Origin of the sequence: Rhodococcus sp. 008, assembly GCF_001682295.1 — a bacterium.
Lineage (GTDB): Bacteria > Actinomycetota > Actinomycetes > Mycobacteriales > Mycobacteriaceae > Rhodococcus_F > Rhodococcus_F qingshengii.
Map to the genome: position 1 here is coordinate 5,719,455 of NZ_CP012749.1, position 14,538 is coordinate 5,733,992.

The 14,538-nt window shown below is 59.5% G+C and carries 8 protein-coding genes and 2 rRNA genes; 3 read left to right on the forward strand and 7 right to left on the reverse strand.

Annotated elements, in window-relative coordinates:
- Positions 1-49 precede the first annotated feature (49 nt).
- From AOT96_RS26500 to AOT96_RS26515, 4 genes are all read right to left on the reverse strand, one after another.
- A 23S ribosomal RNA gene (locus tag AOT96_RS26500) occupies positions 50-3,184 on the reverse strand.
- Between the two features lie 338 nt (positions 3,185-3,522).
- A 16S ribosomal RNA gene (locus AOT96_RS26505) occupies positions 3,523-5,040 on the reverse strand.
- Together the 16S and 23S rRNA genes form the textbook arrangement of a ribosomal RNA operon.
- Positions 5,041-5,608: 568 nt before the next feature.
- Positions 5,609-6,886: a tyrosine--tRNA ligase gene (gene tyrS / locus AOT96_RS26510; protein WP_007736194.1), complete on the reverse strand. Its 1,278-nt coding sequence runs from the start codon at positions 6,884-6,886 to the stop codon at positions 5,609-5,611.
- 19 nt (positions 6,887-6,905) lie between these two features.
- The gene (locus AOT96_RS26515) at positions 6,906-7,514 is read right to left on the reverse strand and encodes a DNA-3-methyladenine glycosylase (RefSeq protein WP_065352508.1); all 609 of its coding nucleotides are present in this window, start codon (positions 7,512-7,514) and stop codon (positions 6,906-6,908) included.
- 86 nt (positions 7,515-7,600) lie between these two features.
- Between AOT96_RS26515 and AOT96_RS26520 the strand changes: the two genes are divergently transcribed.
- From AOT96_RS26520 to AOT96_RS26530, 3 genes are read left to right on the forward strand one after another with little or no spacing between them, the layout of a single operon-like run.
- Positions 7,601-8,335: an ABC transporter ATP-binding protein gene (locus AOT96_RS26520; RefSeq protein WP_058037510.1), complete on the forward strand. Its 735-nt coding sequence runs from the start codon at positions 7,601-7,603 to the stop codon at positions 8,333-8,335.
- Complete coding sequence (locus AOT96_RS26525) at positions 8,332-9,087, forward strand: ABC transporter permease (protein ID WP_065352509.1); 756 nt, start codon at positions 8,332-8,334, stop codon at positions 9,085-9,087. Before AOT96_RS26520 ends, AOT96_RS26525 begins: the two co-directional genes overlap by 4 nt.
- Positions 9,084-9,701: a TetR/AcrR family transcriptional regulator gene (locus AOT96_RS26530; RefSeq protein ID WP_058037511.1), complete on the forward strand. Its 618-nt coding sequence runs from the start codon at positions 9,084-9,086 to the stop codon at positions 9,699-9,701. The genes AOT96_RS26525 and AOT96_RS26530 overlap by 4 nt, the downstream gene beginning before the upstream one ends.
- Here the strand turns inward: AOT96_RS26530 and AOT96_RS26535 are convergent.
- The 3 genes from AOT96_RS26535 to argH form a co-directional block, all read right to left on the reverse strand.
- The gene (locus tag AOT96_RS26535) at positions 9,698-9,904 is read right to left on the reverse strand and encodes a Trm112 family protein (protein ID WP_003944045.1); all 207 of its coding nucleotides are present in this window, start codon (positions 9,902-9,904) and stop codon (positions 9,698-9,700) included. The genes AOT96_RS26530 and AOT96_RS26535 overlap by 4 nt on opposite strands.
- A 39-nt stretch (positions 9,905-9,943) precedes the next feature.
- Entirely contained in the window at positions 9,944-12,925 is a 2,982-nt protein-coding gene (locus tag AOT96_RS26540; RefSeq protein ID WP_021334041.1) for an acyl-CoA synthetase, read from the reverse strand.
- A gap of 170 nt (positions 12,926-13,095) precedes the next feature.
- Positions 13,096-14,538, reverse strand: a complete 1,443-nt coding sequence (gene argH, locus AOT96_RS26545) for an argininosuccinate lyase (RefSeq protein ID WP_003944092.1) — start codon at positions 14,536-14,538, stop codon at positions 13,096-13,098.

The window sequence follows — 14,538 nt, forward strand, 5'->3', positions numbered from 1 at the left end:
AGTATCTGTGTGTTGTTTCAGATACCGCACAGTGGACGCGTAGCTTCTTTGTGGTAAGTCCTCGGCCTATTAGTACCAGTCACCTGCATGCATTACTGCACTTCCAGTTCTGGCCTATCAACCCGGTGGTCTGCCGGGGGCCTTACCCCCTCGAGGGGGTGAGAAACCTCATCTTGGAACAGGCTTCCCGCTTAGATGCTTTCAGCGGTTATCCCTTCCGAACGTAGCTAACCAGCGGTGCTCCTGGCGGAACAACTGGCACACCAGAGGTTCGTCCGTCCCGGTCCTCTCGTACTAGGGACAGCCTTCCTCAAGTTTCTAACGCGCGCGGCGGATAGAGACCGAACTGTCTCACGACGTTCTAAACCCAGCTCGCGTGCCGCTTTAATGGGCGAACAGCCCAACCCTTGGGACCTACTCCAGCCCCAGGATGCGACGAGCCGACATCGAGGTGCCAAACCATCCCGTCGATATGGACTCTTGGGGAAGATCAGCCTGTTATCCCCGGGGTACCTTTTATCCGTTGAGCGACACCGCTTCCACTTGCCGGTGCCGGATCACTAGTCCCGACTTTCGTCCCTGCTCGACCTGTCAGTCTCACAGTCAAGCTCCCTTGTGCACTTGCACTCGACACCTGATTGCCAACCAGGCTGAGGGAACCTTTGGGCGCCTCCGTTACATTTTGGGAGGCAACCGCCCCAGTTAAACTACCCACCAGGCACTGTCCCTGAACCAGATCATGGTCCGAGGTTAGAGGTCCAATTCGATCAGAGTGGTATTTCAACAACGACTCCACGATAACTGGCGTCACCGTTTCACAGTCTCCCACCTATCCTACACAAACCGAACCGAACACCAATACCAAGCTGTAGTGAAGGTCCCGGGGTCTTTTCGTCCTGCCGCGCGTAACGAGCATCTTTACTCGTAATGCAATTTCGCCGAGTCTACGGTTGAGACAGCTGAGAAGTCGTTACGCCATTCGTGCAGGTCGGAACTTACCCGACAAGGAATTTCGCTACCTTAGGATGGTTATAGTTACCACCGCCGTTTACTGGGGCTTAAATTCTCAGCTTCGCTCCCGAAGGAACTAACCGGTCCTCTTAACCTTCCAGCACCGGGCAGGCGTCAGTCCGTATACATCGTCTTACGACTTCGCACGGACCTGTGTTTTTAGTAAACAGTCGCTTCTCACTGGTCTCTGCGGCCCCACCCAGCTCAGACAGTAAATGTCGTCACCAGACAGGGCCCCCCTTCTCCCGAAGTTACGGGGGCATTTTGCCGAGTTCCTTAACCATAGTTATCTCGATCGCCTTAGTATTCTCTACCTGACCACCTGTGTCGGTTTGGGGTACGGGCCGTGTGAAAGCTCGCTAGAGGCTTTTCTCGGCAGCATAGGATCACTGAATTCGCCTCAATCGGCTACGCATCACGTCTCAGGCTATGTGCGACCCGGATTTGCCTAGGTCACGCCCTACACGCTTACACCAGTATTACCACTGACTGGCTCAGCTACCTTCCTGCGTCACCCCATCGCTTGGCTACTACCAGATCAGGTCCCATGCATCCACCAACTCGAGACCCGAAGGTCTTCTCGTGGCTTCAGGATGGTTAGTATCACTGATTCACCATGGGCGCGTTCACACGGGTACGGGAATATCAACCCGTTGTCCATCGGCTACGCCTGTCGGCCTCGTCTTAGGTCCCGACTCACCCTGGGCGGATTAACCTGGCCCAGGAACCCTTGGTCATTCGGCGGACGAGTTTCTCACTCGTCTTTCGCTACTCATGCCTGCATTCTCACTCGTGTGGCCTCCACGGCTAGGTCACCCTGCCGCTTCCATGGCCACACGACGCTCCCCTACCCATCCACACACCTGCCAGAAAATCCTTGGATCAACTGGGGGCTATTGCGTGAATGCCGCAGCTTCGGTGGTGTACTTGAGCCCCGCTACATTGTCGGCGCAGGATCACTTGACCAGTGAGCTATTACGCACTCTTTCAAGGGTGGCTGCTTCTAAGCCAACCTCCTGGTTGTCTTCGCGACCCCACATCCTTTTCCACTTAGTACACGCTTAGGGACCTTAGCTGGCGATCTGGGCTGTTTCCCTCTCGACTACGAACCTTATCGCCCGCAGTCTCACTGCCGCGCTCTCACTCACCGGCATTCGGAGTTTGGCTGATTTCGGTAAGCTTGTGGGCCCCCTAGACCATCCAGTAGCTCTACCTCCGGTGAGAAACACGCGACGCTGCACCTAAATGCATTTCGGGGAGAACCAGCTATCACGGAGTTTGATTGGCCTTTCACCCCTACCCACAACTCATCCCCTCAGTTTTCAACCTAAGTGGGTTCGGTCCTCCACGACGTCTTACCGTCGCTTCAACCTGGCCATGGGTAGATCACTCCGCTTCGGGTCTAGAGCATGCCACTACGATCGCCCTATTCGGACTCGCTTTCGCTACGGCTACCCCACACGGGTTAACCTCGCGACATGCCACTAACTCGCAGGCTCATTCTTCAAAAGGCACGCCATCACCCCCAGCAGTAAACTGCTCGAAGGCTCTGACGGATTGTAAGCGCACGGTTTCAGGTACTATTTCACTCCCCTCCCGGGGTACTTTTCACCTTTCCCTCACGGTACTAGTCCGCTATCGGTCACCAGGGAGTATTCAGGCTTATCGGGTGGTCCCGACAGATTCACACCAGATTTCACGGGCCCGGTGCTACTTGGGTTTCCATTACAACAGTCACAAAGTTTTCGTGTACGGGATTCTCACCCTCTACGACAGGCCGTTCCAGACCACTTCCACTAACCCTGTGATTTCTTACTGTTGGCCTGCTCGGCAGAACAGACAAAATGAACCCCACAACCCCACGAATGCAACGCCTGCCGGCTATCACACACCCATGGTTTAGCCTCTTCCGCTTTCGCTCGCCACTACTCACGGAATCACGGTTGTTTTCTCTTCCTGTGGGTACTGAGATGTTTCACTTCCCCACGTTCCCTCCACACGCCCTATATATTCAGGCGCGGGTAACACGACATCACTCGTGCTGGGTTTCCCCATTCGGACATCCTCGGATCACAGCTCGGTTGACAGCTCCCCGAGGCTTATCGCAGCCTCCTACGTCCTTCATCGGCTCCTGGTGCCAAGGCATCCACCGTACGCTCTTCATTACTTACAACAAAGATGCTCGCGTCCACTGTGCAGTTCTCAAACAACACACAAACAACTACCTCACGCAGACACCAACAAAAACCATTCTCACGAATAATTCTTGCGGTATGACTGCAGCAGTCATTTGTCGTTACTTCCTTCGAGGAAACACTCGCGTGTTCTCTCAGGACCCAACAGTATGCCGATATAATTTGTTCTCCCACCAGCACTGAGGCCGGCAGTAACGAAAACGAATGCTTGTCAGCGTCCACCCATGAGCAACCACCGTTCCACATACGGGAACGAAATGGCCTCTGCTTTCCTCAACCACACCTGTGTGCAGCGAGCGAAAGAGATGCTCCTTAGAAAGGAGGTGATCCAGCCGCACCTTCCGGTACGGCTACCTTGTTACGACTTCGTCCCAATCGCCGATCCCACCTTCGACGGCTCCCTCCCACAAGGGGTTAAGCCACCGGCTTCGGGTGTTACCGACTTTCATGACGTGACGGGCGGTGTGTACAAGGCCCGGGAACGTATTCACCGCAGCGTTGCTGATCTGCGATTACTAGCGACTCCGACTTCACGGGGTCGAGTTGCAGACCCCGATCCGAACTGAGACCAGCTTTAAGGGATTCGCTCCACCTCACGGTCTCGCAGCCCTCTGTACTGGCCATTGTAGCATGTGTGAAGCCCTGGACATAAGGGGCATGATGACTTGACGTCGTCCCCACCTTCCTCCGAGTTGACCCCGGCAGTCTCTTACGAGTCCCCACCATAACGTGCTGGCAACATAAGATAGGGGTTGCGCTCGTTGCGGGACTTAACCCAACATCTCACGACACGAGCTGACGACAGCCATGCACCACCTGTATACCGACCACAAGGGGGGCCACATCTCTGCAGCTTTCCGGTATATGTCAAACCCAGGTAAGGTTCTTCGCGTTGCATCGAATTAATCCACATGCTCCGCCGCTTGTGCGGGCCCCCGTCAATTCCTTTGAGTTTTAGCCTTGCGGCCGTACTCCCCAGGCGGGGCGCTTAATGCGTTAGCTACGGCACGGATTCCGTGGAAGGAACCCACACCTAGCGCCCACCGTTTACGGCGTGGACTACCAGGGTATCTAATCCTGTTCGCTACCCACGCTTTCGTTCCTCAGCGTCAGTTACTGCCCAGAGACCCGCCTTCGCCACCGGTGTTCCTCCTGATATCTGCGCATTTCACCGCTACACCAGGAATTCCAGTCTCCCCTGCAGTACTCAAGTCTGCCCGTATCGCCTGCAAGCCAGCAGTTGAGCTGCTGGTTTTCACAAACGACGCGACAAACCGCCTACGAACTCTTTACGCCCAGTAATTCCGGACAACGCTTGCACCCTACGTATTACCGCGGCTGCTGGCACGTAGTTAGCCGGTGCTTCTTCTGCAGGTACCGTCACTTGCGCTTCGTCCCTGCTGAAAGAGGTTTACAACCCGAAGGCCGTCATCCCTCACGCGGCGTCGCTGCATCAGGCTTTCGCCCATTGTGCAATATTCCCCACTGCTGCCTCCCGTAGGAGTCTGGGCCGTGTCTCAGTCCCAGTGTGGCCGGTCACCCTCTCAGGTCGGCTACCCGTCGTCGCCTTGGTAGGCCATTACCCCACCAACAAGCTGATAGGCCGCGGGCCCATCCTGCACCGATAAATCTTTCCACCACCCACCATGCGATAGGAGGTCATATCCGGTATTAGACCCAGTTTCCCAGGCTTATCCCGAAGTGCAGGGCAGATCACCCACGTGTTACTCACCCGTTCGCCGCTCGTGTACCCCGAAAGGCCTTACCGCTCGACTTGCATGTGTTAAGCACGCCGCCAGCGTTCGTCCTGAGCCAGGATCAAACTCTCCGTTGAAGACTCTAGATTTCACAGCCGAAACTGCTAATCAGTCATAGACAAAAAGAGTCAAATCACTAGCAAAAAAACTCAACTAGCAAAAAATGTGTCGGCAACCATTCAGACGGAAGAATGAACAATCACCGACGAAAAATACTCACACCACACACAAACCAACCAAACCCCAAGAGGCGGTTGATCATTCGCGGATGTGAAGTACCAAAAAAAATTTGGCACTGACATTCATCGACACACTGTTGAGTTCTCAAAGAACACGCACACACCATCACTTCAACCAGGTTGAAAGCTTCGGGGCAAGGGTTACAATCTTAGCTTGTTCGCTCCAAGGAAGCAAGTTCCCGCTGAGCGTGATTGTCTCCGACTTCGTCCAACCGCGTTTCCCCGGCCTGTCGGTCGGGGTTGGTGTCCGTGTCGCTCTGACTTGGACAAAGTTACGCGAATGAAAACTGAGCGTCAAACGTGCAGGTCGCAGATGTTCGACAGGTTAAATCCGCTGGTAGCCCGCCCGGAGGCGGGCCACCAGCGGCCACAGGAGCCCCGCAAGACAACTGTGACCCCACACACGTCAGTTCGGAAGGATTCTCACGCCGGCGAAGTTGCGCTTTCCGCGCCGGACGACCAACCAGCTGCCGTGAAGCAGATCGGATGCGGTGGGCTCCCAGTCGTCGGCCGACACCTTCTGGTTGTTCACCGAAGCACCGCCCTCTTTCACGGCGCGTCGAGCGGCCCCCTTGCTCTCGCACAAGCCGCTCGTCACGAGCAGATCGATGATCGTGCGCGGCTCCCCCGGCGCCAATTCGCTGACCGATGCTTCTTTCAGCGCCGCGGCTAGCGTCGACTCGTCGAGTTCCGCCAGCTCCGCCTTGCCGAACAACGCCTGACTGGCGAGCTCGACAGCACGGGTGTTGTGTTCCCCGTGAACCAAGGTCGTCATCTCCGCGGCAAGTCGCTTCTGCGCTTCTCGCGCATGCGGCCGCTCCGCTGTTGCAGTCTCCAGCTCCGCGAGTTCGTCCGCAGTCAGGAAGGTGAACCAGCGCAGGTACTTGATCACGTCGGCGTCGCCAGTGTTCACGAAGTACTGGTACCAGGCGTACGGGCTGGTCATCTCGGGGTCGAGCCACAAACTTCCGCCACCGGTCGACTTTCCGAACTTTTTGCCATCGGCCGAGGTCACCAGCGGAACCGTCATTGCATGAACGCTTTCACCGTCGACACGACGGTTGAGTTCGACGCCGGCAATGATGTTGCCCCACTGATCGGACCCGCCGACCTGCAGAGTGCAGCCGAGATCGCGTCGCAAGTGCAGGTAGTCGTTGGCCTGGAGCAGCATGTAGCTGAACTCGGTGTACGACATCCCGTCCGACTCGAGACGACGCTTCACGGTGTCACGCGCAAGCATGACGTTCACGGAGAAGTGTTTACCGACATCACGCAGGAAGTCGATGGCCGACATCTTGCCGGTCCAGTTCATGTTGTTCTCGATGACCGCGCTCGTCGGCGAATCGTCGAAATCCACGAATCGTTCGAGCTGACCACGGATGCGACCTGCCCAGTCCGCGACGGTATCGGCGGAGTTCATCGTCCGTTCCCCGACGTCACGGGGGTCTCCGATCAGGCCCGTTGCACCGCCGGCAAGAACGATCGGGCGGTTGCCGGCGCGCTGAAACCGCTTGAGCGCGAGGAGCGGAACCAGGTGACCTGCGTGCAGGCTCGGTCCTGTCGGGTCGAAGCCCGCATACAACGTGACCGGTCCGGCCTCGAGATCTTTACGCAAAGCGTCGAGATCGGTTGATTGGGCGATCAGCCCGCGCCAGGTCAGTTCGTCGAGAATATTCTCAGTCACGGACTCGATCATCCCATCTTCACGAAATGACCGGCGCTCGCGGGCTTCGGCGATACGCGGACACCGCTCGCGAGTCCGGAATCCACAGGCGCCACGGAACCTCCGCCGCGGTACTGACCCCCACCCGCGGTCCACTGACCCATTCCTTCGACTCCCCCAATTCGAGCCGAATCCGAGAGGCAGGGTTGAACACGTCTGTTCCGTTGTCCGCCAACGTGATTGCGACAGAAGCACCGAGATTACCCGGCCCTCTGGCCCATTGGTGAGACGGCCGGTCCGGCGATCTCCGAGCAGACACCACATCGTGACCGGCCTCGATTTCGGCCGCTCGGAGCAGAACACCACCCGCGACACCATCCGGGCCGTGCGAGATGTTCATACAAAAGTGCATTCCATAGCTGCGGTAGACGTAGAGACGCCCCGCCCGCCCGAACATCACGCTGTTCCGCGGCGTTCTCCCCCGATACGAATGTGCTGCCGGATCCGGCCATGGCCCGTCCTTCTCCCCTCCGTACGCCTCGACCTCGACGATCCTCAGCGAGATGTCGTCGACGGTCAGGGTCGAGCCGAGAATTGTCAGGCCCGCTTCCAACGGGTTCTCCACATTTTCCAAGGTCTCGATGCTCACCCTTCGATTGTGCCCACGCCGTTGACTCATCGGTCGGCCGAGTCGCATAATTCAACAAGTGATGAATTATTGAAACGAGGCGAACCGTGACCACAACGCCGGCAATAGACATCCGCGGACTACGAGTCATTCGCGGCAAGCACGAAGTTCTTCACTCGCTTGACCTGCAGGTATCAGCAGGATCGATCACCGGACTGCTCGGACCCTCCGGTTGCGGCAAGACAACCCTCATGCGCGCGATAGTCGGAACGCAGATCGTCGAAAGCGGTGAGGTCAGAGTCCTGGGAGATCGCGCCGGGTCCGTTGCCCTTCGCCGTCGGATCGGGTACGTCACCCAATCCCCCAGTGTGTACGGCGACCTGACGGTCACGCGAAATGTTCAGTATTTCGGCGCTCTGTACGGAAAATCCGGCGCAGACGTCGCAGCAGCGGTCGACGCCGTCGGATTGAGCCGATACGCCGACCAGACCGCCGCCGATCTGTCTGGTGGTCAACGCGGGCGAGTCTCGCTGGCTTGCGCGTTGGTGGCGTCACCTGATGTGTTGATCCTCGACGAACCGACCGTCGGCCTCGATCCGGTGCTTCGCGTCGAATTGTGGGAACGATTCGCTGACCTTGCTCGCAGCGGAACCACCCTGTTGGTCTCGAGCCACGTCATGGATGAGGCCGACCACTGCGCTGAGCTGATCCTGATGCGAGACGGGTACCTCCTCGCTCAACTCACACCCGATGAATTGCGCGCCAAAACCAGATGTGAACGGCTCGAGGACGCCTTTCTCGAGCTGATTCGGACTTCACCCGTCGGAGGTGAAATATCATGAGCATCAGGATCTTCGGCGCTACGACCGTACGCATTCTGCTTCAGCTCCGCCAGGACCATCGCACGGTGGCCATGATCTTGTTGGTCCCGTCGTTGTTGATGATTTTGCTGTATTTCCTCTACCAAGACGTCCCGACGCCACCCGGCCAGGTTTCGCTCTTCCAACGAGTGGCGATCACGATGTTGGGAATCTTGCCGTTTGTGGTGATGTTCCTGGTCACATCCATCGCCATGCAGCGCGAACGCAGTACAGGAACCCTCGAACGCCTGCTCACCACACCGATGGGCAAACTCGACCTTCTCGCCGGATACGGGGCGGCATTTTCGCTCTCCGCCGCCGCTCAAGCAGCTCTCGCGTGCGCGGTTGCTTTCGGATTCCTCGGACTCACCATCGCCGGCAGTCTTGCCTGGGTCATCGTCATTGCAGTTCTCGGCGCAATACTGGGCGTTGCGCTAGGCCTGTTGGCCAGCGCATTCGCGAAGACCGAGTTCCAAGCGGTGCAATTCATGCCGGTAGTTGTGGTTCCACAGCTCTTCCTCTGCGGACTCCTGGTACCGCGCGACCAATTGCCGACCTGGCTCGAATGGATCAGCAACGTCCTCCCCTTGAGCTACGCCGTCGACGCACTTCAGCAAGTGTCGATGCATGCCGACGCGACGGGTCAGATGTGGCGTGATCTCGCCGTCATGGCGGGCTTCGCCGCCGCCGCACTCTCGCTGGCCGCGGCCACACTCGATCGCCGCACTCCATGACCGACAAGGACACGAGTCCTGCACCGATTCGTTCGGGGCGACGACCGGGCAAGTCGGAGACTCGCGCGCAGATCCTCGATTCGGCGCGACGGGCGTTCTCCCAGAACGGTTTTCGACGAACAACCGTTCGATCGATAGCTGCGGCCGCTGACGTCGATCCGGCTATGATTCATCACCATTTCGGGAGCAAGGAGCAGTTGTTCACCGCTGCGATCGCGCTACCGATCGATCCAGCAAAGGTACTGGGACCGGTTCACACCTCCCCGACCGAAAACCTCGGCGAAAGCCTTCTCCGGGCGGTGATCGGGCTATGGGATTCGGAACATCAGCCGGCGATTCTGGCGGCTTTTCGATCAGCCATTTCCGGCGACGGATCGCAGCTGATCCAGAGCTTTCTGCTCGATGTCGTATTGCGCGACATCATTCCGCGGGTGGACACACCACCTGGTACCGGCTTGATCAGAGCGGAATTGGTGGCCTCTCAGATGGCCGGACTGCTTGTCACGCGATATGTGCTCGGACTCGAACCACTCGCATCATTGAGCTTTGACGCTTTGGTACCGCTGGTGGCTCCGAACCTCCAGCGGTACCTGACCGGTGAATTACCGATCTAGCCTTCAGCCCGCGCGAGCAACTTCTCGTGCTCGTCGTCCGCCACATCGCGTGCCTCGTCGATCAACAGAACGGGAATGCCGTTCTCGATCGGGTAGGCACGCCGCAGGCGCGGGTTGTAGAGCAACTCGTCCCCGACCAGCAACAGCGGGCCTTTGTCCTGGGGGCAGGCCAAAATGCTGAGCAACGTCGAATCAATAGCCACGTGAGTCCTCTCGAACCGATCAAACAGAATGTCCTCAGGCTACCGTGCTCCGGTGCTCACCCTCGTCGGCATCAACTGCGCGGCAATTGCCTTGGTCAGCCGCTTGTACGACTGCGACTCGGAATCGAGGAACCAGGTCCGTGGCCCCGGCGCCGGCAATCCGGCCGCAGCCAAAGCAGTTGAGCTCGGACGGTACGACGAACCCACCGGGATCTCGTCAACCACGTGCACGATATCCGGACGAGCGTCGAAAGCGATGCGCGAGAGGGCCTCTGCAAGCTCGGCAGAACGGAACTGCCGTCCCGGACGCCATGTCACGGCAGCGACCGCCAGCTGATGCGGCGCGTCACCGACTCCGTATGCGACGGCAAGATCCACCCGCGCCACACTCGACAACGCGTCGACGATCGGCTGGGTGAACACGGGACCGCGGAGCGTGGAAATGACCGTGTTCTTGTGGTCGATCAGCCAGTAGTCGCCGTCGGCGTCCCGGCGGAAGAGATTTTCGGTGGGAATCCACGAATCGCCGGCTTGGAAGAGACCTCGCATGGCTCCGCCCGAGAGATCGGCGGTGAATCCCGCGCGCCCGAGCAGCAATCCGACCTCGTCTTCGGCGCACTCACGGACAAATCCGTTTCCGTTCTCGAGGAGCCGACCACTCAGCGGGTCGTATGCCGCCAACCGCACCTGCGCACTACCCGGCAGTGGGCGCCCCTTGGAACCAACTTTGGAGCCTGCAACATTGGCAAGAATCACGTCGCCTTCGGTCGACGCATAGAACTCGAGTACCTGCGCGGGGTCGAACGCCTCCGTTGTCCGCTTCCACAGACCATGGGGCATGCCCGAACCGATGAACAGGCGGACCGGATGACTACCGTCGATGAGAAGAAGATCCTCGTCGAGTATCTCGCGCATCATCGACCACGTGTAACTCACGACCGTCACGCCGTAGCGGTGGATTTCCTCGACGAACCTCGCGGGGTTCAGTCCACGTGAGAGCGCAATGCGTGAGCCACCGGCCATGGCACCACCGATGGTCGCGAGCAGACTCGACGAATGATGGAGTGGTGCAAGGCAGTACACGGTGTCACCGCGATCGAGATCTGCCGCCGTGGCCGTGCCGAAGGCCGACAGTGCCCACCGGTAGTTGGTGATCTGCTTGGCCTCGAGCACACCGCCGGATTCCGCAAAGATGATGAAGGCGAGTTCGCGGGCGACACCGGGATCCGGTCGGTACCACCCGGGCAGATTGACCTTCGTCGGATCGATTTGTTCGAGATCGATCACGTCGTGTGACGGATCCACCTCGAGGCCACGGGCATCGCCGCCGCCGAGCACCAGTACCGGCCGACCGGTAACCACTGCAGCATCGACGTTTTCCGGATCGGTGATGATCCGATCGACCGACCCCAGCTTGACCGCCGCCGTTATGTCGGAGCCTGGCGGAAGCATGACCGCGACGGCACCAAGTCGCGACAGGGCCGCGATGGCCGCGAGTGCGCTGGGGCGGGTCTCCATCAGGACACCGACATGCGCTGCCGGACGCACTCCCACGGAGATCAATCCACGCACGACATTGTCGATACGCGCGTTGACCGCTTCATAGGTGTGCACGCGATTGTCGAAGAGGAAGCACTCGCCGTTCGGCGCCTTTCGACGCTGCTCCGCCAGCAACTGGCTCAGCGAGATCTTGGTGTGCGGCTGAATCTGGTTGAGTCGAGCCAGACGTGGCAACGCTCGTGCCGCTTCTCCCGACAATTCGAAAGTGCCGCGCAACGCACCGGCGGCAAGGTCACTGATTCCCTTGGTGACTCCTGCACCTACTTCAGCGACCGAGGCGACGGTGTGGATGATCCGATTGCTGATCGACACACCGGTCTGGTCTTCGAGGTCGGCGCCGTAGACCATGTTCGCGATACGGTCCGGGAGGGGTCCACCCGTCTCGGTCCACTGTACGAATTCACCGGTGGTCGGCCAGGTGTGATTGGCCGCAGTGGAACCGACAACCAAACCGAAATGGCCTGCACGCAAGGTAGATTCGTAGACCTTCGCCCGCGGAGCGGCTTGACTGATGCCTCGAACCGCTTGCGGCTGACCGATGTCGTCGACCTCGCCGACGAATGCCAGGATGGGGCAGGTGATCTCGGCGAGCGAGACCAATTGATCCTTGATGACGAACCCACCGGTCATCATTCGGTTGTGCACGATGAACTGCTTGAGCAGTTCGGCTACCGCGGGCCCCGACCACGCGACCCAACCCTCGGTCGCGAGGAAGCGTCGTTGCTGCTCCCGCGGAAGCAACGCCTCCCGGTCGTGCAGTTGAAGCAGAAAGTCGACGCGCATCTTCAGCGTCTTCACGGGATCGAGCAACTGGAACCCGGTACGGGCCATCCACCCGGTGACCGCCAGGCGATTGAAGACGTGATCGGCGAGGAAATCTGCACCCTTGGTTGCCAATCCCGCCGGGATGCCGAAGGGTAGCGCGGCGAGTGTGTCGACCGGACTGCCGAAGGTGATGACGCTGGCGATGTTTCGACTACGCCGATACGCGGCAGCCTGATAGGCGAACATGCCACCCTGCGAATAACCGGAGATGTGAACATCTTTTCCGGTGTGACGGTGGATGTGATCGACGATGTCGCTGAGAGCGATGATGTGATCGGCGAGGTTACGATCCCAACCGCCCTCTTCGGAGTCGGGCGAACCGAAATCGACGACCCAGGGATCAAGGCCCATCTCGTGCAGAATTCCCACAGCGCCCTGGTCACGGGTCACGTCGTACACGTTCGCCGACATCATCATCGGCGGGATCAGCAAGATCGGTGCGCCGACGGTTTCCGGGTCACTGTCCGGGAAGTAGCGCCGTAGCCGATACATCGCTGCGCGTTCGACGATCTCGAACGGCGACGTGGTCGCATCCGTTTCCAGCCCACCCAACCGGACGACCTCGAGGCCGTTTTGTGCTGTCGCAACCACCCGACGAATCGGGCCCAGCACAGACTTGGAATTCAATCCCACCATTTCACTCCCAAGTTACTCACCATGTGACGTCAGTCTCATTTTTCCCGCGCGCGACAAGCCTACTGACGATGAATACGCGTACGCGGTCAGGGAGCAAATTCTGCTACCTGACCGCGTACGACCGAAGGACTACTGCCGAAAAGAGAGCGACAACACTCGTGACCGCGAGGTCACAGGGTCCATTCCCGCAGTGACTGCGCCACTGCTTTGACTCCGTCCAGCTGCTCGGCAACCCGCACCCCCGCAGTGCCGCCTCGCGCGTTGCGCGAAGCAATGGAACCCTCGACTGTCAGCACCTCACGAACAGCGGGTGTCAGCGCGCTGTCGACGCCGGCCAGCTCCTCGTCGGTGAGATCTTCGAGTCCGACCCCTCGTGCTTCGGCGACACGCACGCACGCTCCGGCAGCCTCGTGGGCAACCCGGAACGGCACGCCCTGACGCACCATCCACTCCGCGATGTCGGTGGCCAACGTGAACCCTGCCGGAGCTAGTTCCGCCATGCGCTCGGTGTGGAACTCGAGCGTCTGCACCAGACCGGTGATGGCCGGGAGCAGCATCTCGAGCTGCGCAACCGAGTCGAAAACCGGTTCCTTGTCCTCTTGCAGATCGCGGTTGTACGCCAGCGGCTGAGCCTTGAGCGTCGCCAACAATCCGGTCAGGTTGCCGATCAAACGACCCGACTTACCGCGCGTCAGTTCCGAGACATCCGGATTCTTCTTCTGCGGCATGATCGACGATCCCGTCGACCACGCGTCGGCAAGCGTGATGTAGCCGAACTCCGGTGTGCTCCAGATGATGATCTCTTCCGCCATACGGGAGAGATCGACACCGATCATTGCGAGCACGAACGCTGCCTCGGCTGCGAAATCACGCGAAGCCGTTGCGTCGATCGAGTTCTCGGCCGAGCTGTCGAACTTCAGTTCCGCCGCAATCGCTTCGGGATCGAGTCCGAGTGAGGAACCGGCCAGTGCACCGGAACCGTACGGGGACACCGCAGCTCGCACGTCGAAGTCGCGAAGGCGCTGCACGTCCCGCAACAGTGGATGTGCGTGAGCGAGCAGGTGATGCGCCAACAGGACCGGCTGAGCCGCCTGCAGGTGCGTCTTGCCCGGCATCACGGCATCCGGATGCGCCCCGGCCTGAGTCGCCAATGCGTCGACCACGTCGAGAACTCCGGTGGAGATGCGGCGGACTGCATCGCGAAGCCACATGCGGAACAGCGTGGCCACCTGGTCGTTTCGCGAACGTCCAGCACGCAGGCGCCCACCGACCTCAGGCCCGACACGCTCGATCAGACCACGCTCGAGTGCGCCGTGTACGTCCTCGTCCGACTCGCTGGGCCCGAAGGCGCCACTGGCAACATCTGCCGCCAGGCGGTCGAGACCGTCGAGCATTGTCACGAGGTCGGCTTCACTGAGCAGGCCTGCCTTGTTCAGCACACGCGCATGCGCCTGCGACGCCCGCACGTCGTACGGAGCGAGGACCCAGTCGAAGTGAGTCGACTTGCTCAGCGCCGCCATGGCAGCGGCCGGTCCGGACTCGAACCGCCCGCCCCACAGCGCACCTTCGTTGGTGCCGTGTTTTTGAGCGTCTCCGTCACCGTGAGCCGTCAT

Bases quoted from the DNA above. Each gene is read 5' to 3' on its own strand.
- AOT96_RS26525 (WP_065352509.1), top strand. From the start codon at position 8,332: ATGAGCATCAGGATCTTCGGCGCTACGACCGTACGCATTCTGCTTCAG.
- AOT96_RS26540 (WP_021334041.1), bottom strand. From the start codon at position 12,925: ATGGTGGGATTGAATTCCAAGTCTGTGCTGGGCCCGATTCGTCGGGTG.
- AOT96_RS26530 (WP_058037511.1), top strand. From the start codon at position 9,084: ATGACCGACAAGGACACGAGTCCTGCACCGATTCGTTCGGGGCGACGA.
- argH (WP_003944092.1), bottom strand. From the start codon at position 14,538: ATGACGGCTCACGGTGACGGAGACGCTCAAAAACACGGCACCAACGAA.